This is a genomic window from Sorangium sp. So ce590, assembly GCF_051521365.1.
GTDB lineage: Bacteria > Myxococcota_A > Polyangia > Polyangiales > Polyangiaceae > Sorangium.
Map to the genome: position 1 here is coordinate 9,793,844 of NZ_CP150346.1, position 20,080 is coordinate 9,813,923.

General features: G+C 72.0%; 14 protein-coding genes. 8 read left to right on the forward strand and 6 right to left on the reverse strand.

The annotated features are described in order from the left end of the window. The first annotated feature begins 11 nt into the window (after positions 1-11). On the forward strand, positions 12-1,631 hold the full coding sequence (locus tag WMF28_RS37125; protein WP_437598279.1) for a DUF4041 domain-containing protein: 1,620 nt from the start codon (positions 12-14) through the stop codon (positions 1,629-1,631). Between the two features lie 55 nt (positions 1,632-1,686). Here the strand turns inward: WMF28_RS37125 and WMF28_RS37130 are convergent, their stop codons facing one another. Continuing rightward, positions 1,687-2,532: an AraC family transcriptional regulator gene (locus WMF28_RS37130; RefSeq protein ID WP_437598280.1), complete on the reverse strand. Its 846-nt coding sequence runs from the start codon at positions 2,530-2,532 to the stop codon at positions 1,687-1,689. 148 nt (positions 2,533-2,680) lie between these two features. On the opposite strand from WMF28_RS37130, the gene WMF28_RS37135 reads away from it, so the two are divergent. The 5 genes from WMF28_RS37135 to WMF28_RS37155 all read left to right on the forward strand — a co-directional run bounded on the left by WMF28_RS37135 (position 2,681) and on the right by WMF28_RS37155 (position 6,933). Next, positions 2,681-3,430 carry a siderophore-interacting protein gene (locus tag WMF28_RS37135; protein ID WP_437598281.1) on the forward strand — a complete coding sequence of 250 codons (750 nt, stop codon included), beginning with the start codon at positions 2,681-2,683 and terminating at the stop codon, positions 3,428-3,430. A 66-nt stretch (positions 3,431-3,496) separates the two neighbouring features. Next, positions 3,497-4,195: an O-methyltransferase gene (locus WMF28_RS37140; protein WP_437598282.1), complete on the forward strand. Its 699-nt coding sequence runs from the start codon at positions 3,497-3,499 to the stop codon at positions 4,193-4,195. 596 nt (positions 4,196-4,791) lie between these two features. After that, positions 4,792-5,865 (forward strand): bifunctional DNA-binding transcriptional regulator/O6-methylguanine-DNA methyltransferase Ada, encoded by a 1,074-nt coding sequence (gene ada / locus WMF28_RS37145; RefSeq protein ID WP_437604350.1) that lies wholly within the window; start codon positions 4,792-4,794, stop codon positions 5,863-5,865. Next, a complete protein-coding gene (locus tag WMF28_RS37150; RefSeq protein ID WP_437598283.1) occupies positions 5,769-6,017 on the forward strand; it encodes a 2OG-Fe(II) oxygenase in 249 nt (82 codons plus the stop codon). Before ada ends, WMF28_RS37150 begins: the two co-directional genes overlap by 97 nt. Positions 6,018-6,165: 148 nt before the next feature. Further along, entirely contained in the window at positions 6,166-6,933 is a 768-nt protein-coding gene (locus WMF28_RS37155) for a hypothetical protein (RefSeq protein WP_437598284.1), read from the forward strand. Between the two features lie 36 nt (positions 6,934-6,969). Here WMF28_RS37155 and WMF28_RS37160 read toward each other — a convergent pair whose 3' ends face one another. From WMF28_RS37160 to ypfJ, 3 genes are all read right to left on the reverse strand, one after another. Beyond that, positions 6,970-7,557 (reverse strand): Uma2 family endonuclease, encoded by a 588-nt coding sequence (locus tag WMF28_RS37160; protein WP_437598285.1) that lies wholly within the window; start codon positions 7,555-7,557, stop codon positions 6,970-6,972. 240 nt (positions 7,558-7,797) lie between these two features. Next, entirely contained in the window at positions 7,798-12,435 is a 4,638-nt protein-coding gene (locus WMF28_RS37165) for a capsule biosynthesis protein CapB (RefSeq protein ID WP_437598287.1), read from the reverse strand. A gap of 336 nt (positions 12,436-12,771) precedes the next feature. After that, positions 12,772-13,608: a KPN_02809 family neutral zinc metallopeptidase gene (gene ypfJ, locus WMF28_RS37170; RefSeq protein WP_437598289.1), complete on the reverse strand. Its 837-nt coding sequence runs from the start codon at positions 13,606-13,608 to the stop codon at positions 12,772-12,774. A 421-nt stretch (positions 13,609-14,029) separates the two neighbouring features. Between ypfJ and WMF28_RS37175 the strand changes: the two genes are divergently transcribed. Continuing rightward, positions 14,030-14,611: a peroxiredoxin gene (locus tag WMF28_RS37175; RefSeq protein WP_437598290.1), complete on the forward strand. Its 582-nt coding sequence runs from the start codon at positions 14,030-14,032 to the stop codon at positions 14,609-14,611. A 19-nt stretch (positions 14,612-14,630) separates the two neighbouring features. On the opposite strand, the gene WMF28_RS37180 is transcribed toward WMF28_RS37175, so the two are convergent. Beyond that, complete coding sequence (locus WMF28_RS37180) at positions 14,631-15,644, reverse strand: ADYC domain-containing protein (RefSeq protein WP_437598291.1); 1,014 nt, start codon at positions 15,642-15,644, stop codon at positions 14,631-14,633. Between the two features lie 136 nt (positions 15,645-15,780). Beyond that, positions 15,781-19,533 (reverse strand): nSTAND1 domain-containing NTPase, encoded by a 3,753-nt coding sequence (locus WMF28_RS37185; RefSeq protein ID WP_437598293.1) that lies wholly within the window; start codon positions 19,531-19,533, stop codon positions 15,781-15,783. Here WMF28_RS37185 and WMF28_RS37190 point away from each other — a divergent pair. After that, the gene (locus WMF28_RS37190) at positions 19,532-19,915 is read left to right on the forward strand and encodes a hypothetical protein (protein WP_437598294.1); all 384 of its coding nucleotides are present in this window, start codon (positions 19,532-19,534) and stop codon (positions 19,913-19,915) included. The genes WMF28_RS37185 and WMF28_RS37190 overlap by 2 nt on opposite strands. Positions 19,916-20,080: the final 165 nt, after the last annotated feature.

Below are 20,080 nucleotides of genomic sequence, written 5' to 3' on the forward strand. Positions count from 1 at the left end.
CGCTCCAGCAGGTGAGAGGCGAGCTCACCCTGGCGCTCGACACGAATGGAGATCTCAGCCGACGCATCGCGGGCCTGCAGGAACAGCTTCAGCGCCTGAGCCGCTACCAGACGATCGTCGATGTCGAAGCGGCCGCGGCCGCCATGCGAACGCAGACCGAGGTGTGGGCAGCGGGGTTACGGGCGCACGCGCAGGCAGCCGCGGCCGAGCTCGCTGCCGGCGCCCGCCGGGAAGCGGATCGCGTCGTCGCCGACGCGCGCGCCGAGCACGCGCAGGCGCAAGCCGCGGCCGACGCCCTGAAGGCGCAGGCCGTGGCGGAGGCGCAGGCCGCCCAGGCTGCGGCGCGCGCTTCCGTGCAAGCGACGCTCGCGCAGGCCGCCGCGGATGCGGCGCGGCTCGTCGACAACGCGAACCGACGCGCCGAGGAGGTCGCCGGCGCAGCGCTCACCGCGCAGAGGGAAGCGACGCGCCTCGAGCAGACCGCACACGCGATGAAGAACGTGATCGAGGGCTACGGCGACCGCTATGTGCTGCCGACTACGGGGCTTCTGGACGAGCTCGCCGAGGAGTTCGGATTCGCCGAGGCAGGACAACGCCTCAAGGCCGCTCGTGGCAAGTGCCGCGACATGATCAGCCTCGGTACCGCAGCGACATGCGACTACGTGGAGGTGAACCGACGCACCACGGCGATCTCCTTCGTGCTCGACGCGTTCAACGGCAAGGTCGACACGATCCTCGCTGACGTTCGGCACGACAACTTCGGAACATTACAGCAAAAGATTCGAGATTCGTTCCTGCTCGTGAACCAGAACGGACGCGCTTTTCGTGACGCGCGCATCCTGCCCGAGTACCTCGACGCGCGGCTCGAGGAGCTCCGATGGGCAGTGATCGCGCAGGAGCTGAAGTTGAAGGAGCGCGAGGAGCAGAGGCAGATCAAGGAGCGTATTCGCGAGGAAGAGCGAGCTCAGCGCGAATTTGAGAAAGCAAGGAAGGACGCTGAGAAGGAGGAGGAGGCGCTCCGGAAGGCGATGGAAAAAGCGCGCCGAGACGTGGAGAAATCGAACGACGACGAGCGCGCCAAGTACGAGCAGAAGCTCCTTGAGCTCTCCGAGCGGCTCCGCGTGGCGGAGGAGAAGAACCAGCGCGCCCTCTCGATGGCGCAGCAGACCAAGACCGGGCACGTATACATCATCTCGAACGTCGGGTCGTTCGGAGAGCACGTCTACAAGATCGGTATGACACGGCGGCTCGAGCCCCTGGACCGTGTCCGGGAGCTCGGCGATGCGAGCGTGCCATTCGAGTTTGACGTGCACGCGATGATCCCGAGCGCCGATGCTCCGGCGCTCGAGCGCGCGCTCCACCAGCGCTTCGTGCGGAACCAGGTGAACAAGGTGAACCCCCGCAAGGAGTTCTTCCGTGCTCCGCTCCACGAAATCCGTCAGGAGATTGAGGGGATGGCTGTGGAGGTGACGTGGACGTTGACCGCCGAAGCGCGAGAGTTTCGAGAGACGCAGGCCGTCGAGCGCGCGATGGCGAACAAGACATTCAATGAAACCGCCTGGCTGGAGACGCAAGCGAAGGCCGAAGCCGCATCCGCCTTCGAGCGCGATCTCGCCGAAGCGACCGTCTGACCCCGTCGCTCAACGGATTCTCGGCCAAGCAGTCGGCGCCCTTCCGTCGATAAAGTCAAGCTGGCGCGGCCAGGCGGCTCGCCATGTACCGCGCGGGCGACATTCCAAGAGCTTTGCGAAACATGGTCACGAAGCTGCTCGCGCTCTCGTAGCCGAGGTCCAGCGCCACGCTTTGCACGGTCGCGCCGCGGGAGAGCTTCTGGATGGCGAGGATGATGTGGAGCTGCTGGCGCCAGCGGCCGAAGCTCAAGCCCGTCTCCTCGACCAGGACACGGTTCAAGGTGCGCTCGCCGACGCCGATTCGCTGCGCCCACGTCTTCGTCGTCGCGCGGTTCGCCGGATCGGCGGTCATCGCATCCACCAGACGACGGAGCCGCGGATCGATCGGCATCGGCAGGCGATGCTTCTCGATCGAGACCGTCGCGAGCTCGTCGAGGAGCACGCTCACCAGGCGCGCGTCCGGTCCGTCGAGATCGTAGAGCGCGGGGCGCGTCGCCAGGCGAAGCAAGAGCTCGCGGAAGAGCGGCGTCACCGACACCGCGCAGCAATCCGGGGGGAGGTTCGGCGCCGCGCCGGGCTCGACGAAGACGCAGTAGCCCTCGAGCGGCGCGCGCGCGCGGATCCGGTGCGTCAGCGACGCGGGGATCCACAGCGCCGATTGCGGCGGCACGATCCAGAGGGCGCTCGACGCTTCGCAGATCAGCTCTCCGCGCACCAGGTACATGAGCTGCGATTCGCGGTGCGCGTGAGGCTCGCTCTCGAGCCCGCCGCTCGCCATGCTGAGCCCGATCGCGTTCGCCGGTCGCGCGACCGCGATCTTCCAGCGCCCGCGCGCATCGAGCACCACACGGCTCGCGAGCGACTCGAGCGACGCCGCCGCGCCACGGGGCTCGTTCGCCACCTGGACGTCTCCGCGAATCGTCCAGCCCGTCGGATGCGCAATCCGTGTCGCCCTCGAATTCCGCCGCTTCGCTGCCATGGCCGTCCTGAAAAACATTTTGTCCTGATTGCGCAATGCGGTCAACCGCGCCGGTCGCTATGTTCTTCTCGTGCCCCCACCTTCCACCGCGCCTTTAGGCGTCGTCGAGTCCGCGTTCCATCGGCTCGTCTCGCGCCGCGCCAGGGTTCGCGACGTCGAGCCCGTGGGCGATGCGTTCCGCCTCGTCACGCTCGTCGGAGAAGATCTCGAAGACCGCCGCTGGACCCCCGGCGACATGATCCAGATCGGCTTCGCCGGCCTGGCCGGGCGAGCGTACACGCCGCTCTCCTTCGATCTGCGAGCCGGCACCACCCGGTTTCTCGGTTACGTCCACGGCCACGGCATCGCGTCGAGCTGGCTCGCGTCGGCGACGATCGGAGAGCAGCTCTTCCTCGTCGGCCCGCGCTCGGCGCTGGACCTCGGCGCCGTGAATCGGCCGATGATCTTCTTCGGCGACGAAACCTCGTTCGGCACCGCGGCCGCGATTCGAGCGACGCCGGAGGGAATGCGAGGAGTTGCGTTCTCGTTCGAGGTGGAATCCGAGGGAGCCTCGCGCATCGCGCTCGAGCGGATCGGCGTCACCAACGGTGTGACGCTCACCACGCGTGAGCCGCAGGATCGTCACCTCGATCGCATCGAGAGTGACCTCACGAGCGCGCTCGGCGCTGCGCCGCAGACGCGATGCGTCTTCACCGGGAGGGCGTCGTCGATCCAGCGCCTCTACAAGGCGGTACGGCGAGCAGGCGTCCCCGCAAAGCAGGTCACCAACGTGGCCTACTGGGCCCCAGGACGGAAGGGGTTCTCCGGTGTTCAGCGCTAGCGGCAATGCCAGTGAGGAGGGCGAGCGAATGCTCCGAGAATATGTGTCCTTGACCCGAGGCCGACCATGAAGTCCGATCCCTTCGCTGTCCTGCCCGACGGGCGGGTGCGCGCCGTGCTGCGGCGCCTCCACGACGAGGCCGACCGGCAGGTGCCGGGCGTCCTCCTCCACTTCCTGCCGCAGCTCCCGCGGATGCTCCTCGGCCGCCGCGTCGACTCCCCGGGGACGGAGCTCGACTTCGCCGACAAGTACCTCGCGCTCGGGCGCGACCAGGGCGCCTTCTGCTACCTGACGGCGCGGGCGCTCCGCGCCAGGACGATCGTCGAGTTCGGCACGTCCTTTGGCGTCTCGACGCTGTGGCTGGCGGCGGCGGTGCGCGACAACGGCGGCGGCCGCGTCATCGGCACCGAGCTCCTGCCGGAGAAGGCGCGGCGCGCGCAGGCGAACCTGGAGGAGGCAGGGCTCGCGTCCTTCGCCGAGATCCGCGTGGGTGACGCGACGGAGACGCTGCGGGCGGACCTCGGCGAGGTGGACTTCATGCTCAACGATGGGTTTCCCCTGCGGGCCCTCGACGTGCTGAAGCTCGTCGCCCCGGCCCTGCGTCCGGGCGCCGTGGTGGTGACCGACAACGTCGGCGTCTTCAAGGCCGACTACCGCGACTACGTCGCCTACGTGCGCGACCCGCGCCACGGTTTCGCGTCGATGACGGTGCCCTTCCGCTCGGGCACCGAGTACTCGGTCCGGCAGCCGACGCGCCCGGGCTGACCACCGCAGCGAGGGCGGGGCCTGGATGCGGAGGGCCCGCAGGGGGCCTTTGGCGCCGGGGAAATGGCGCCGCGGCCCACACCGAACGCGTGCTCCTCAGCACGCCGTGCCGCAACCAAGGCGCCCGTCTGGGCACGTCACGCCGGGCGTGCCATCGGCGCCGCAGCTCACGTTGCATTGCGCCGCCTCGACGCACGTCACGACACAGTCCGCGTCGCACGTGAGGTCGCAGGTACTCCCGCCCTCACAGCGGATCGAGGCGCCCGAGCCCAGGTTGAGCTTGCACACTGGCGTTCGCCGAGTCGCCTCCTCCGAGCGTGGGGAGCTCGCAGGTTAAACGTAGACGGCGCGCGACTCAACCCGACAACGGCCCGCCGTGTCCGCTCAAGAGGAGCGGCGGCCCTCGGGCGCCACTGCTGAAGCCGCGCGGACGCGAGATCCAGGGCGAGCCCGGCGGCTCGCCGGGTCCGCCAGGTCGAGCTCCGACACCTCGCCGGCGTCGACGAATTCGAGAGCAAGACCCGGAGTGCGGCGATCTCGGCGCGGGTTAAGCTCGCCTCGTGACCCGCAAGAAGCGCCGGAAGGAGGCAGACGACATGCCGGGAAAGGCCCATGGGCTCGCCGTCGTGGTGGAGAGCGACCCTCGCTGGACAGCCGTGATCTCCCGCGACGCGAGCGCCGATGGCAAGTTCTTCTACTCGGTCAAGACGACGGGCGTGTACTGCCGCCCGTCGTGCGGCGCACGCCCCGCGAGGCCCGAGAACGTCGGCTTTCACCCGACCGCGGCCGCCGCCGAGCGGGCGGGCTTCCGGCCGTGCCTGCGCTGCAAACCGGACCAGCCCCCCCTGGCCGAGCGCCAGGCGGCCCAGGTGGCCGAGCTGTGCCGGCTCATCGAGAGCAGCGAGGAGGTGCCGAGCCTCGAGGAGCTGGCGCGCCACGCGGGACAGAGCGTGTTCCACACGCATCGTGTCTTCAAGGCCGTGACGGGGGTGACGCCGAAGGCGTACGCGGCGGCGCACCGCGCCCGGCGGGTGAGGGCCGAGCTCGGCAAGGACGGCACCGTGACCGCGGCGATCTACGCGGCTGGGTACGGCTCGGGCGGGCGCTTCTACGAGCAGTCGAACCAGGTGCTCGGCATGACGCCCACGAGGTACCGCGCCGGAGGGGCGCAGATGGAGATCCGGTTCGCGATCGGGGAGTGCTCTCTCGGCTCCATCCTGGTGGCCGCCACCGCGCAAGGCGTGTGCGCCATCCTGCTCGGCGACGACCCGGAGGCGCTGGCGCACGATCTCGAGCGCCGGTTCCCTCGGGCCGACCTGATCGGCGCCGATGCCGGGTTCGAGCAGCTCGTCGCGACGGTGGTGGGCCTCGTGGAGAGCCCGCGCGCCTCGGTCGAGCTGCCGCTCGACGTCCGCGGCACGGCGTTCCAGCAGCGCGTCTGGCAGGCGTTGCGGGACATCCCCGCCGGTACGACCGCGAGCTATGCAGAGATCGCCGGCGCCATCGGCGCGCCGAGGGCGGTCAGGGCCGTGGCCCAGGCATGCGCGGCCAACGCGCTGGCGGTGGCGATCCCGTGCCATCGTGTGGTGCGGAACGACGGCGGGCTGTCGGGCTATCGCTGGGGGGTCGAGCGCAAGCGCGCGCTGCTCGACCGGGAGGCGGGCGCTTGAGCGCGTGTGGCAAGGTCGTCCCCACCCGCGAACCGCGTGGACGAGCGCAGGGCACGCGGGGGGTGTACCGGGTCAATATGCGACACGGTGTCAGCCGTGTGCGCTCGGGACATCGTCACACGTCAGGTATCATCTTTCACGACGCCACATGAGGATACGCGAGAGGAGCGCGGATGAGCCCCTCGTGCGGCGAGCTCGTTGCTGTAGACCGCCGGTCACCTCGTTGTTGTAGCCTGCGATGGCTGGTGTCCGGTCGGCTCTCGCTGAGCCGGCGGGACAGGCGTGAGTCATCGAGGAGATATGAGCAAAAACTGGATGGTGGTGGGGGTTTGCGCGTGCGCCTTGCTCGTCGCTTGCGGCGGCGATGACACAGACGGGAGCGGCGGCGCCGGCGGGAGCGGCGGCGCCGGCGGGAGCGGCGGCGCCGGCGGTGAGACGCGCCTCGTCGAGCTGTACCAGGCGGCCGTCGCCGACGCCGAGATCGCCGAGGAGAGCGAGCGCGTGGACACGTTGACGGCGATCGACGACGAGAACACCGAGCTCCTCCGCGACGCCGACGATCGTGTGCTGATGGTCACCTGGACGTCGTACGCGGGCTATGACGAGCTCGTGGGCGAGGAAACCGAGCTCGCCGTCGAGGTCTGGACCTCGGCGGCGGCCGCGCTTCAGACGTTCTGCCGCGCGAGCGGCCTCGAAGAAGCGGAGCTCTCGCTGCGGCTGGAGCAGCTGCTCGGCCTGCCGCCGGGCAACGGCAAGGACCGCGTCGTGGCGCTCTGGGTACCGGCCGAGTCGATATTCCGCCCGACCCCGGACCCGGAGATCGACGACTCGACCGCCGATCTCGACTTCCCGGCCGGCACGCCACAGGAGCACGTGGACTGGTTCAACGCCCTGAAGGCGACGTCCTACGGCGAGAATGGGTATCCGTGGACGCGCCTCGGCTACACGTACGACTGGAGCCCAGAGGGCCAGAAGGTCGGCCTGAGCGAGTTCGTGATCAGGAAGGGCACGACCGTCGTCGTGGAGTCGGTCACCCCGCAGGACGAGTACTGCCGTCCAGCGCAATGACGCGCGCCGCGCCCGGAGCCCCCCGAGGAGAGCCGCTCAGTCGACCGCGGAGGGCGCGAGCGGCACCTTGCGGTAGAGGCGATCCACGTCGATGACGACGCCGACCGACTCGAGCTCGAGGTGCAGCCCGGGGCCCAGGATCGCGAGCAGCCACCGGCCGTCCGGCTGCCGCTGGAAGTGCTCGACGCGCACCTCCTTCTGGGAGACGAGCACATACTCCATGATCGACGGGACGCTCCGGTACTGCGCGAACTTGTCCCCACGATCGTAGGCCTCCGACGACTCGGAGAGCACCTCGACGATCACGCTCGGATTGATGAGCGTGTCGAGCTCCGCATCCTCGAACACGGGATCGCTGCAGACGACGGAGGCGTCGGGGTACACGTAACGCCCCGTGGACGTGATCTTGACGCGCAGATCGGAGGTGTGGACCTCGCAGGCGCGATCGAGCAGCGCATTGCCGAGCTCGCGCTGGATGTTCCCGGCGAGCAGGCTGTGCGCCCGGGTGCAGCCCGCCATCGCGAAGATCTCGCCGTTCGCGTACTCGTGCTTCTGCTCGGAGGCCCGCTCGAACGCGAGGTACTCCGCGGGCGAGAGCCCGGTGCGCCTGGCAGCCTGTCCCATGGCGGACAGCGTACGGCATCCGCCCGCTGGAGGCGAGGCGCCCGCCCCCTCCCCCCCCCCCGGGAGATCCGACGCGCACGCCGCCGCCCTCCTCCCGGCCCCTGCCCCTGCTCGCGCCGGTGCCGCCCGCTCTGCCGGCTCCTCTCCCCCCAGCCGCTCCTCCAGCGGCAGCAGCGCTCTCCTCCCCGCCCGTCTCCCCGCCCGTCCCCGCCCGCCCGTTCCCGCCCGCCCGCGCCCGCGTCACCCCTGCTCCGTCGCCGGCGCCCCCGGCGGCGCGGCGGCCTCGGTCTTCTTCGGCTTCTTCCGCCGGCTCTCCAGCCACGCCCGGCGCTTCTCGACCCACTTGGCGAGGTCCTTCGCCAGCCAGCCGCCCTTCTGCCGCCCCACGATCTCCCGCAGCAGCAGCGCGGCCTGGCCGTGGCCGATGCGCATCGCGAACAGGTCATCCATCACGATCTTCGCCCACCGCGTGCGGCGCACCGAGTCCATGTGATCGACGAACTGCTCTACCCGGAGCAGCACCTTCGTCCCGACCCCCGTCTTGCCCGTCACCACGAGCGCCGCCGTCTTCTCCTTGTCGAGCGCCTCGAGCCTGCGGATCGCCCCGTCGATCAGGTTCGCGTGCTCCGCCCACCCGGCGCCGCCCTGCTCCTTGGCCGCGCGCACCGCCGCGAGCGCCTCGCGGAGATCGATCAGGCCGAAATCCGAGTACGACAGGAAGAACGTCAGCACCTCGCGCCGCGCCGACGGGTTGCTCTGCAGCCGCTCGATCGCGGTCCGCACCCGGTCCATCGAGAGCCACCGGTAAACGAAGTCGAGCCCGGTCCCCTTGATGTTCTGCGATCCCATCAGCCGCGCGTCGAACCCCGGCGGGATCTCGCGCGTGAGGAAGTCGATCACCTTGTCCCCCTTCGCGTCGGCGTTCCACAGGACCGCGATGCGGTCGAGGGACAGCTCGCGAAACGCCGCCCGGAACGCCTGGTTGGCCTCGGCGTCCGCGCCCCGCGACAGCGCCGCCTCCACCTCCGCGCGCGCCTTGTCGCGCCGGGCCAGCCGCCGCGACAGCCGCGCGGCGTGGTGGACGATGTCCGGGCGGATGTCATCCTCGCCCGCAGGCGGCGCGTGCGCCTCCAGGGCCCTCTTCACCGCCGCCTCGATCGCCTCGGGCTCCCCCTTCTTCCCCGCCACCTCGGGGCCGCCCACGATCGCCGCCGCCGCCGCCTCGTCGAGCGTCGGCAGCGCGCGCAGCATCCGGGTGAGATCGTCCTCGAACGCGCCCGCGCGCGCCGGGACGCCCACCTTCTTCATCTGCTCGTCGAAGCGCTCGAGCGCGCGCTCCTTGCCCCCGTCGCCCGTGATCACCATGTCGCGCAGCCGCGCGTCGAGCCCCTCCGTGATGAACTGCATCATCCCGCCGAGGTTCGAGTTGATCAGCACCACGTGATCGACCCCGATGTCCTCCACGACGATCTGCGCGAACACGCGCGACCGCGCGACCCGGTCCGCGCGGTTGTTCACCACCACCACCGTCGCCTTGCCCGGCGTCGCGTCCATGTCGTGCTTGTCGAACGCGAGCCGCGTCCAGTTCGACATGAACCCGGCGCGCTCGTTCGCGCTCATCCCGTTCGAGAACGTCAGCTTCCGGCCCCGGTACTGCACCGTCGGGTACGTCTTCAGGACGCCGAGATCGAGGATCACGTGATCCGCGATCTCGACCAGCGCAAACTCGCGATCGACCCCGAAGTGATCCGCCAGCGCCAGCACCAGGGCCACGTTGCGCGGGTGCTCCTGGTACGGGAGCCGATCGAGGAGGTCGACCGGCAACAGGTCCGCGTCGATCGGCGGGATCGCGACGAGGTTCGTCCCCTTGCGCTGCGCCTGGTCCTTGAGCAGCGGGAGCATCTGCTCCTCCGTCGTGAACGACAGCCCGTCCGTCGGCATGAAGCGCGCGATCACCCGGGCGACGTCCTCGCCCCCGGGGCCCTGGATGTCCTCGTGATCCGGGTAGGCGTTCGTCAGCGTCGTGATCTCGTCGCGCATCCACTCGGAGCAGAGCGTGTCCACGAAGAGCGGCTGGAGCGCCATGCACTCCCACAGGAACACCTGCGCGCGGAGGTTCCTCCCGGCAGCGAGGATGTTCCGCTGCTCCCAGATCGTCGCCTTGTCGTAGGGGCGGTAGATGAAGATCTCCTGCGCCGGCATGTCGCGCATGGCGTGGATGAACATCGCCTCGCAGCCGGTCGTCTTCACGACGACGTCGTACCGGAGCGCGTGGAACAGCGCGGCCTTGAGCCGCTCCGAGCCGCTCTTGCCGCGCGTGCCCCAGCCGCCGATCGAGAGCGGGATGCCCCGGCGCGCGCGCTCGATCTGCGTCATGATCCACGCGGCCCGCAGCACCATGTACGCGAGGACGAGGAACACGACCCACGCGAGCTGCGTGGGGACGTTGCCCGCGGGCGACACGAGGTACGAGAAGAAGCTGTCGATCCAGACGGGCACCGACGGGCCGACGAGCCAGTCGCGTCCGATCTGGAACGCCGAGGGCAGCGCGACGGAGAGGTACTTGCCCGGCAGGTGCGGCTCGATCGCGTACGGGCGGCCGTCGACCTCGCCGCCGGTGTCGCCGAGCGCGACCGTGAAGCCGAGCTCGCCCGTCATCAGCGTGAACTTCTTCTGCTCGGCCGGCTCCTGCGCCACGAGCGCGCGCATGCGGGCCTGCGCGTAGCGGTCGTAGCGCAGCGTGAGCAGCGCGCGGGCGCGCAGCCGGTGCGCGAGCTTGGCCGGCGCGCGCACCGTGACCGTGCCGCGCGCCGTGATGAGGCGGATCTCGCGCTGGGTCAGGCTGGCGGCGGCGAGCAGGTCGTCGATGCGGGGGACGAACGGCCCCCAGCCGCCGACGGGCGGGTAGACGTGCCGCTCGCCCGGCACGCGCGTGGGCGTGACCTCCGCCATGCCGACCGGCGGCGCGACGAGCTCGCCCGCGAACAGGCGGCCGCTCGAGTGGATCCACCCCTTGCGCTTGTCCGGCATCGGGGTGCGCATCTCGTGGAGGAGCCGCCAGAGGCGGAAGCCGCGCGGCTCGCCGCGCGTGAGCACGTACCGGCCCCGGCCCCTGCGCCGGAGCGTGTAGGTCATGTCGCCGCGCGACGCGACCACGAGCGCGCGCTCGATATCGCGGGGCTCGGCGTCGGCCGGGATCTCGACCGGCGCGCTCTCGCCCTCCAGGAGCTCGGAGGCGACGGCGACGAGCGCCTGCCGGATGTCCTCGGCCACCGGGCGGCTCTCGACTTCGAGCAGCCGCAGCGCCGCGGCCGCCTCGTCGGACAGGTCCGGCGAGATCGCCGGGCGGCTCGCGAACTCGGCGAGCAGGTCGACGAACGTCGGCGGCGACAGCGGGGCATAGGGCCCGGCGCAGAGCGTGCGGACCGCCTCGAGGGCCGCGCGGGACACGAGCGGCGGACCGGGCTTCGCGAGGGCAAGGCGGACGGTGCGCTCGGCGTACGGGGCGGCGTCCGCGTGGTCGGTCGCGAAGCGCGAGAGCTCCCGCATGGCGTAGCCGCGGACGCGAGGCGACCCGTCGCCCTCGGCGACCTCGGCGAGCGCCGTGAGGGCCTCGGGGCCGCCGAGCGCGAGGAGCTGGCGCACGAGCTCCTGGCGGACGTGCTCGCTCGGGTCGTCGCGGGCGAGGAGCGCGATCGCGAGCGGGTCCGCGCTCGTGTGCGCCGCGCGGGCGGGCGGCGCGCCCGCGGCGGGCTCGGCGCTGAGCCGGGGCGCCGAGTCGGGCGCGGGCGCCTCGGGCGCCTCGGCGCCGTCGGGGCCGTCGAGGGCGCCCCCGGGGGCGGCGACCTCCGGCGCGACGCTCGGCCTGCTGCCGCGGCCGGCCTGCGCGCCGTTCCAGCGGCGCGGGTCCTCGGCTGCGCCGGCGCGGCGCGCCGGGCTCGCCGCGCGCGCGTCGCCGAGCGGGATCACCGGGGCGGACGGGCGCGCGGCCGCGCCGAGGAGGCGCAGGGCGTTGCGGCGGAGGATGGGGCCGTCCTTGTCCGCCGGGTCGCGGGTGCGGATGCGATCGGCGAGCAGCGAGAACGCCTCGTCCGGAAAGAGGAGGACGCCGATCTCGAGGGCGGCGATCTGCACCCAGCGGGACGCGCCCACGCCGCGCGCCCACGCCAGCACCGAGCGGGCCGCGTCGAGCCCGAGGTGGCCGAGCCGCTCGCGCGCCGGGATGCGGTGCAGGAGGGCGACGGCCGCGAGCAGGGCGGACCGGCGGACGGGCGCGGGGCGGCTCGGCTCGGCGTGCGCGACGGCGAGCCGGAGGACGCCGCCGTCGCGCACGACGTGCAGCGCGTCGGGCGGGTCGAGGTGCTGCGCGAGGTGGGTGAGCGCGTGGTAGGCGACCTCGATCTCGTCGAGGCGGTCGGCGATGGCCGTGGCGAAGCGCTCCTGGGCCGCCTCGAGGTCGAGGTTGCGGGCGAGCGCCGAGAGGTCGCCGGTCTGCTCGACGCGCGCGGCGGCCCAGCCGAGCAGGGAGGCGGCGCCGCCCTTCTTGCGCTCGCGCGCCCAGACGCGGAGCTGCCGGGCGAGGAGCTCGCGCCGCTCGGCCGGGGTGGCGGCCGACTGGTAGGCGAGCACGAGCGCGGACTCGGCGCTGCGCAGCCGATCGACCTCGGCGGCCGCGCCGTCGGCGCACCGGGCGAGCGCGGCGAGCAGCGCGGGCCGCGGGTGCTCCTCGTCGCCCAGGTCGGCCGTGACGCGCGCGACGACCGTGGCGATGGCGCGCGGGCGCAGGCGGACCTCGATCTGCGGGAGGCTGTCCTCGATGACCTCCGCGATCGAGCGCGGCGCGGCGGTCCAGGAGTCGGTCGCCTCGCGCAGGCTCACGGCGTCCCCTCGCGAGCACGATCGCGGAGGGGGCGGCCTTGCGGCGGGAAGCGCGGGACACCGTGCGGCGACACCATCGGCGGGCGAGCAGGGTACACCGTCGCGCGGAGCTGTCGCGAGCCGCTCTTCATGTGGTCTGGGCTCTCCCGGTCCGGACGAGGAAGCGCGAGCTCGGCAGGCCGTCTTCGTGGTTGTCTCGAACACACCACGACAGGACGGAGGCCGTCCGGCGCACGCGGCGCCCTGGGCTGGCTCAGCGGCTGTCGTTTATTGTGCAGCGCCGTTCAGCGCCGGCGGACGCGGGGGCTCGGGCCGTCTCGGGCGCGCGCCGCGCGCTCAGGGCGAGCCTTCTGCGAACGTATCGCAGTCCTCGACACGGCCGCCTTTCATGCCGCGCTTGAACCAGGCGACCCGCTGCGCCGACGAGCCGTGCGTCCACGTCTCCGGGTTGACCCTGCCGGTCGCGCTCTTCTGCAGCCGGTCGTCGCCGATCGCGGACGCGGCCTGGAGGGCCTCCTCGACGTCGCCCGCCTCGAGCAGGTCGCGCTTCGCCGTGGAGTTGGCCCACACGCCGGCGAAGCAGTCCGCCTGGAGCTCCATGCGCACGGAGAGCGCGTTCCGCTCGCCGGGACGCGCGGCTTGCTGCTGGCGCATGCGGCGCTCGATCCCGAGCACGTTCTGCACGTGATGGCCGATCTCGTGGGCGAGCACGTAGGCCTGGGCGAAGTCGCCGGGCGCGCCGAACCGCGCCTTGAGCTCGCGGTAGAAGCCGAGATCGATGTACGCTGTCCGGTCGGCCGGGCAGTAGAACGGCCCCATGGCCGACTCGCCGACGCCGCAGCCCGACCTCACGGAGTCGGTGAACACCGTCAGCTGCGGCGCCGGATAGGTCTGCCCCGTCCGGCTGAACGCCTGCTTCCACACGGCCTCGGTGTCATCGAGGACGAACGAGACGAAGTCGACGAGCCGCTCCTCCTCGGGCGAGCTCGCGCGCTCGTTCCCCGCGCCGGGGAGCGAGACGCCCTGGCCGAGCCCCGAGGAGAGGAGGTCTTTCCCGAAGACGAGCGAGAGCACGAGCAGGATCACCGTCCCGCCGACGCCGAGCTTCGCTCCGCCGGAGACGCCGCGGAGATCTCGTAGGTTCGCACTGCGTTTCCCGGGTGTCCAGCGCATGGCAGCCGCAGATATAGCGTGGACTGCGCATCGGGCGCCACCTTAGCTTTCGGTCAGGACGTTTTTGCATTGCTCGCTCGAACGTGGGGCCGGCGAGGTCAGCGTCGTTGGCGCCTGGCGCCTGGCGCCTGGCGCCTGGCGCCTGGCGCCTGGCGTATGTTGCGCGGCTCGTAGTCTTCTCGTCCGAGCACCGCTCTGGCGTGATGTTCGAATCGAGCCGCCGGACGCCCGAAAGGGAGATTGACTCACGGTGTCTTCAGGCATCCTGCCGGCGAGTCTCCTCGAGTCGCGCGCGCTCTCGCCAGCGCCCCTGGACCGCCTGCAAACGTCAGCATGGCGCTGTCCGCCTCGGCCGCAGCGCGCGCCGTCGTCCGATGCTCGCTTGCCGTCCGTGGAGGCCGGTGGGACCATGCGCCTCATCATGACGAGCAGAACGCACCTCGCCTCCCTCCTCGGCGTCGCGCTCGCGGCGCTGGCCCTCGCCGCCGGCTGCAACGAGCCTTCCAGCGCGCCCGGCGGGGCCGCCGAGAAGCCCTCGCAGGCGGGCGCCTCCGCCCAGCCCGCCGCGCTCAAGCCGGGCGACGCCGCGCCCGACGTGACCTTCACGCTGCACGACGGCCGAGAGGTGAAGCTCTCGAGCCTGCAGGGCAAGCAGGTGCTCGTCTACTTCTATCCCAAGGACGACACGCCGGGCTGCACCGTCCAGGCCCAGGGCCTGCGCGACGGCTGGGCCGATCTCCAGGCCGCCGGGCTGGAGGTCTACGGCGTCTCGACCCAGGACGCGCAGAGCCACCAGGCCTTCATCCAGAAATACGAGCTCCCGTTCCCGCTCGTCGTCGACGAAGGCGGCGCGGTCTCCAGCGCATTCCGCGTGCCGCTGCGCAATGAGTTCGCCTCGCGCCAGTCCTTCCTCATCGACAAGGACGGCAAGGTCAAGCAGGTCTGGCTCGAGGTGGATCCCAAGGAGCACGCCGCGGCGATCCTCGCCGCCGCGAAGAGCTGAGCGCGGCGCGGCGGTGCGCCTACAGCGGGCTCACGTTCGTCGTGAACGACGCGTTCCGCAGGATGCGCCGCTCGGCGAGCGGCGTCGTGAAGCCGGTCGCCTTGTGGAACGTCGAGGAGCTCCCGCCGCAGCTCGGGTCGCTCCCGGCCCATCGCTCCGGGCAATGCGCCATGACGTAGTCGAGGTCCGGGTTGCTGCCGCCGAGGCCCCGCCACCGCGTGTGCCGGATGCAGGCGGCGCCGTCCACCGTCCACTCGGCCTCGAGGCTCATGCCAGAGTCCGCGGTCTCGGTCTGGATGCCGAGCGCATCCCAGACGTCGATCGCCGTCCCGGGCTGCGTGTGCGGCGCGCCGTCGCCGCAGTAGTCCGCGCGCACCATGCGGATGCACGCCTGGTGGAAGTAGGAGAGATCCCTGCTCGCGCAGGTCTTCCCGTCGCACTCCGCCTTGGTTGCCCAGTCCCTGTAGCCCCACTCGGCGCACTTCGCGATCACCGCGCCCTGGCAGGCGAACGTGAACGAGCTCCCGTCATCCGAGAAGGCGCCGGTCACCGGATCCCAGGTCCCGTTCACCGGGATCGCCCCGAGGCCCTCGCCGCAGACGTTCGCCCAGATCCCGGGGGCGGCGAGGTACTTCACCGTGTAGTACGTGAGCCCGTTGCGCTCTGCGATGCCCATGATGCGGACAGCCAGCGTCGACCGATCGTCCAGGATCGCCTCGGCCTCCGCGCCGAGGAAATCGATCCCGTCGACGGGCGCGCCGTCGCTCGCGCGCGTCCCGATCAGCGTCGTCGCGTTCAGCGAGACGCCGTTGAAGCGGACCCCGTTGAAGCGGACCCCGTTGAAGCGGACCCCGTTGAGCTGGGAGCCGTTCAGGTACGTGCCGTTGAAGGTGAGGTCGTTGAGCGCCCGCGCGGCGAGCGCGCTCTCCGCTGGCTCCTCCTCATCCCCGCCGCCGTCGATCTCCGCGATGCACCCGACGCCCACGGAGATGAGCCCGACCATCGCCCCTGCCAGGAACCCTCGCTGAAACATGATCGCCTCCCAAGGCTGACGCTGAAGCCATGACGCCCGCGCATCGACGATCTCCCTCCCGGCTGTCGGGCTCCGGTCGCGCGAGTCACGCGGCCTGAGGCGGCGCTGCACGGGCGCCGCAGATCCTCGTCACCCTTTACGGAGGAGGAGGAAAGGAGGCACAGATGCGGAGCCCGATCACCGGATCGAGGAAGGTGCCGTCAACGACGGTCCGATTGTCACTGCGGACCGATGTTTGATCGTAGAGGTAAGCCCCGCCGCGCAAAAGAACTTTGTCGGCCTCTATCGACGAAATGGCCCACTCGAGGACGTTCCCCGCCATGTCGTCGACCCCGAAGGGGCTACGTGAGGCAGGGTGCGAGCCCACCTCATCTGGACCCATCGTGGAGCTCTCCTTGCCATAGGTCTCATCGAAGTTGGCGTCGCCGGGAGAGAGCGTGTCCCCGTGTGGGAAGATGCGGCTGTCGGCGCCGCGCGCCGCGCGCTCCCACTCGTGGTCGGTGCACAGCCGAGCTCCACGGACGCGGCCTGTCGTATGGAGCCACGCGGCATACTCGGTGGCCTGCGCGAAGGAGATGCCCGTGACCGGGAAACGAAGCCAGTCCTGCTGCGCCCGGACCGACCGCGAGGGGTAGACGAGCGGCTCGCCGGCGTGCGCCGTGTACGCCTGCACCGTGGGTTGAATCGTGAGCTGCCATACGCCGCTAGGCAAACGGCGCAGCCCGAGGGCGCCTGTCATGGCGCCGTTGCCCGCCTGGATGGAAGACGGCCCGCGGGACTCCCTCGGGAGCGCCTGGATGTAGTCGAGCCACTCCTGAAAGGTCGTCTCGTGCCGCGCGATGAGGTACGCGCCCGTGCTGATCTCGTGGAGGGGAACGGTGGAGAGGAACGCCCACCGGTACATGTCGTCCAGGGCGGCGCCGAAGAGGAACCGTCCAGGCGGGATGTAGATGAAGCCGGAAGGGACGTCCCCGGCGGGCGGCAGCGGGATGGAGAGGCGCAGGGACTCTCCGCGGCGGACCAGGAACGGATAGCGCACGATGGTGCGGTTCCGCGCCTCGCAGGTGAGCAGGTAAGAGCCCTGCGCGAGCGCGATGCCCGAGAGCGGCGCCGTCCCGACGATCCGCTGGCCGACCAGCTGCCGGCGCCCCTCCGCGTCGCTCTCGTACCGCTCCAGCATGAGCTCCGCGCCGGGGGGATCGGTCTCGATGGCGACCTCGGCGGGCGCGTTCCATCGCGCTCGGCGCTCGCCGTCAGGATCGTACGTGATCATGCGCTGGAGCAGCTCCTCGCGCAGCGAGGGGTGGCCCCTGCTGTCCGCGGCGAGCGCGCGCTCGTAGAGCACGTCGCCGAGCAGGTCGCGCGCGTCGCTGCGGGCGCCGTCGAGCGTGAGCACCGCCTCCAGCTTCTGGCTCGCCTGCAGGTGGAGCCGCTCGGACTCGGCGGCGCGCCGGCGCGCGCGCTCCCAGAGCGCCTCCCCCTCGTCGCGGCGCCGGCCGTCGAACGCCGCGAGCGCCTCGGCGCGGAGCGCCTCGGCCGCGGCGCCCTCGCGCGCCGCGGCGGCCGAGGTGGCCGCGGCCTCGTCGATCTTCCTGTCCGCCCGCGCGGCGATGTGGCGCGCCGCCCTGAGCTCCAGCGCGCCGTAGAGCAGCGCGGCGACGAGCGGGACGCCCACGGCGAGGGCCCACCGGGCCGCGCGCTGCGCCAGGACGGCGCCCCGCGACGCCCGCAGGAACGCCGCCTCGCGCGGCGGCAGATCGCCCGGGTCGAGGCCCTTCGCCTCCTTCAGCTGGCGCGCGCTGAACAGCGCGTCGCGGCGCCGGCCGAGCCGCTCCCACTCGGCGGCGGAGGCGTCGAGGCGCTGGCGCGTGGCGCGCTGCTCGCGCTGCTCCTCGAGCCAGTGGCGCAGCGTCCCCCAGCCGTGGATCAGCGCCTCGTGGGCGATCTCGTAGACCGTCCCCTGCTCGCCCTCGCGGGCGAACAGGAGGCGCCCCTGCACGAGCGCGTCGAGCGCGGCGCGCGCGGCCTCGTCGCCGCACCGCTCCGCGAGCTCGGCCTCGGCGCGCCGCGCCCGCGTGCCCTGCGGCGTGATGAGCTCGCCGAGCAGCCGCCGCGCGGCCGCGTGGACCGCGGGCGGCATGCGGCCGAGCACGCGATCGGCGTGGCGGGCGAGCGCGCCCTCGACGCCGCCGATCTGCGCGAGATCCGCGCTGCTGAGCGGCGCGTCGGGCGCGGCGCGGGCGTCCCACAGCTCGGCGAGCGCGAACTGGAGGAGCGGCAGCCCGCCCTCGGCGCGCGCGGTCGACTCGACGAGCGCGTCGACGACCGCGTCGGACTCGAACGCGACGCCCTTGGCCCGCGCCGGCCCTGTGATGGCCTCGCGCAGCTTGTCCGCCGACATCGGGCGGAGCAGGTAGAGCGCGCGCTCGATCTCGTCGCCCAGGCCCGAGATGCCGGCGACGCGCGCGAGGAAGTCGCCGCGCACCGTGGCGAGCAGGCGCAGGGAGGGCGAGCGCGCCGCGAAGGCGCTGAGGACCTCGCCGACGAGCGCCGCCTCGCCGGGGCTGCTGAGCGTCGCGAGCTCCTCCAGCTGGTCGATGAACAGCACGAGCCCGCCGCGCTCGCCGAGGCGCGCGCGGAGGTCGCGGGCGAGCGAGCCAGGCGCCGCGCGCACCGCCTCGGCGATGCGCTCGGCGGGCGCGCCGAGGACGGGCTCGAGCGCGGCGGTCAGCGCGGCGAGCGGGTGGCGGCCGGGCACCATCATGGCCGCCTGGAAGGCGCGCCCGCCGCCGAGGGCGCCCTCGAGCACGAGCGAGAGCACGCCGGCCCGGCAGAGCGAGGACTTGCCCGAGCCCGAGTCGCCGGCCACGACGATCATGGGCTCGGAGCGCAGCCGGTCGAGGATCGTCCCCGTCTCGGAGCTGCGCCCGTAGAACACCGCGCGGTGCTCGACGTCGAAGACGAGCAGCCCGCGGTAGGGGTTGCCCTCCGGCGCGATCGAGGCGTGCCGGCTCCGCGCGAGCAGCTGCTCCAGCGCGTCGCGCAGCTCGTCCCCCGAGGCGAAGCGGGCGGCGGGGTCGATCTCGAGGCACCGCTCGATGACCGCCGCGAGCCGCGCGTCGACGCCCGGCGCGAGGGCGGCGAGGGGCCGGGGCCGCTCGCTATGGACGACGTACGAGAGCTCGTTCATCGGCACGTCGTCGTGCGGCGGGACGCCGGCGCAGAGCTCGAAGAGCAGCGCGCCGAGCGAGTACACGTCGGAGCGGCGCGTCGCCAGCTCGCCGCGCCACAGCTCGGGCGGCAGGTAGTGCGGCGTGCCGCCGTCGACGCTCGTCGTCGCGTCGAGCAGCCGCGACGCCATCTCGGCCGCCTCGCGGATCTCGCTGTCGAGCGGCTCGTCGCCGTGCGCGAGCGCCGGCTCGCCGTCGCCCGGAGCCTGCAGCGGGGCCGCGCCGCCGCGGAGCGCGGGCCCCTGCGCCGCCGGCTCGAGGAGCTTGGCGAGGCCGAAGTCGAGGAGCTTCGCCTCGCCGTCCTGGGTGAGCACCGCGTTGGCCGGCTTGATGTCGAGGTGCAGCACCCCCCGGCGGTGGGCGGCCGCGAGGCCCCGCGCGAGCCCCGCCCCGAGATCGAGCACGCGCTGCCAGGGCATCGGCACGGCGACGCGGTCGAGGCTCTGGCCGCGGACGAACTCCGAGACGATGAACAGCTGTCCCCGGAGCTCGCCCACGCGGTAGACGGCGACGACGTTCGGGTGCTGGATGCGCGCGGCCGCGCGCGCCTCGGCGAGCAGCCGCGCGCGCACCTCGGCGTCGGCCGTCTCGGCGCGGATGAGCTTCACCGCGACCATCCGGTCGAGCAGCGTGTCGTGCGCGAGGTAGACGTCGCCCATGCCGCCGCTGCCGAGCTTCTGGACGAGCCGGTACTCCTCGAAGCGGCTCGGCAGGCTGAAGCTCGACGGGCTCAAGCTCGACGGGCTCAAGCTCGACGGGCTCAAGCTCGACGGGCTCAAGCTCGACGGGCTCAAGCTCGACGGGCTCAAGCTCGACGGGCTCAAGCTCGACGGCGGCGACGCGTCGGCCGCCCGCGGCAGCGTCTCCGCCCCGACGGGGCGCCGAACGGCCTGCGAGAGGGTTTCAGCTGTCTTCTCTTTCACGGTGACACGCCTCGCCCCCGGTGTCGGAGGAATATACCCCGGCCGTGCGTTCCCGAAGGAGCTCACGGCCTGTGTCGACGCGCGAGGTGGCCGTGCTTGCTGGTGCCGCGCGCGTTGACGGCCTCGCTGCCCGATCGAGTCAGGCTGCAAGATCGCCGTCTCCGTGCTCTCTCCCCTCGATCAGCTAGCCAGCGGATGTGCACATCTGCTCTGTTGCACACACTGCCCCCGGCGGTGTCGGATGCCCAGGAGCGCTCTGAAGATGGCAGCGAATTCACGTAGA

Bases quoted from the DNA above. Each gene is read 5' to 3' on its own strand.
- WMF28_RS37140 (WP_437598282.1), top strand. From the start codon at position 3,497: ATGAAGTCCGATCCCTTCGCTGTCCTGCCCGACGGGCGGGTGCGCGCC.
- ada (WP_437604350.1), top strand. From the start codon at position 4,792: ATGCCGGGAAAGGCCCATGGGCTCGCCGTCGTGGTGGAGAGCGACCCT.
- WMF28_RS37155 (WP_437598284.1), top strand. From the start codon at position 6,166: ATGAGCAAAAACTGGATGGTGGTGGGGGTTTGCGCGTGCGCCTTGCTC.
- WMF28_RS37160 (WP_437598285.1), bottom strand. From the start codon at position 7,557: ATGGGACAGGCTGCCAGGCGCACCGGGCTCTCGCCCGCGGAGTACCTC.
- ypfJ (WP_437598289.1), bottom strand. From the start codon at position 13,608: ATGCGCTGGACACCCGGGAAACGCAGTGCGAACCTACGAGATCTCCGC.
- WMF28_RS37175 (WP_437598290.1), top strand. From the start codon at position 14,030: ATGACGAGCAGAACGCACCTCGCCTCCCTCCTCGGCGTCGCGCTCGCG.
- WMF28_RS37180 (WP_437598291.1), bottom strand. From the start codon at position 15,644: ATGTTTCAGCGAGGGTTCCTGGCAGGGGCGATGGTCGGGCTCATCTCC.
- WMF28_RS37190 (WP_437598294.1), top strand. From the start codon at position 19,532: ATGCCGCCGCTGCCGAGCTTCTGGACGAGCCGGTACTCCTCGAAGCGG.
- WMF28_RS37185 (WP_437598293.1), bottom strand. From the start codon at position 19,533: ATGGGCGACGTCTACCTCGCGCACGACACGCTGCTCGACCGGATGGTC.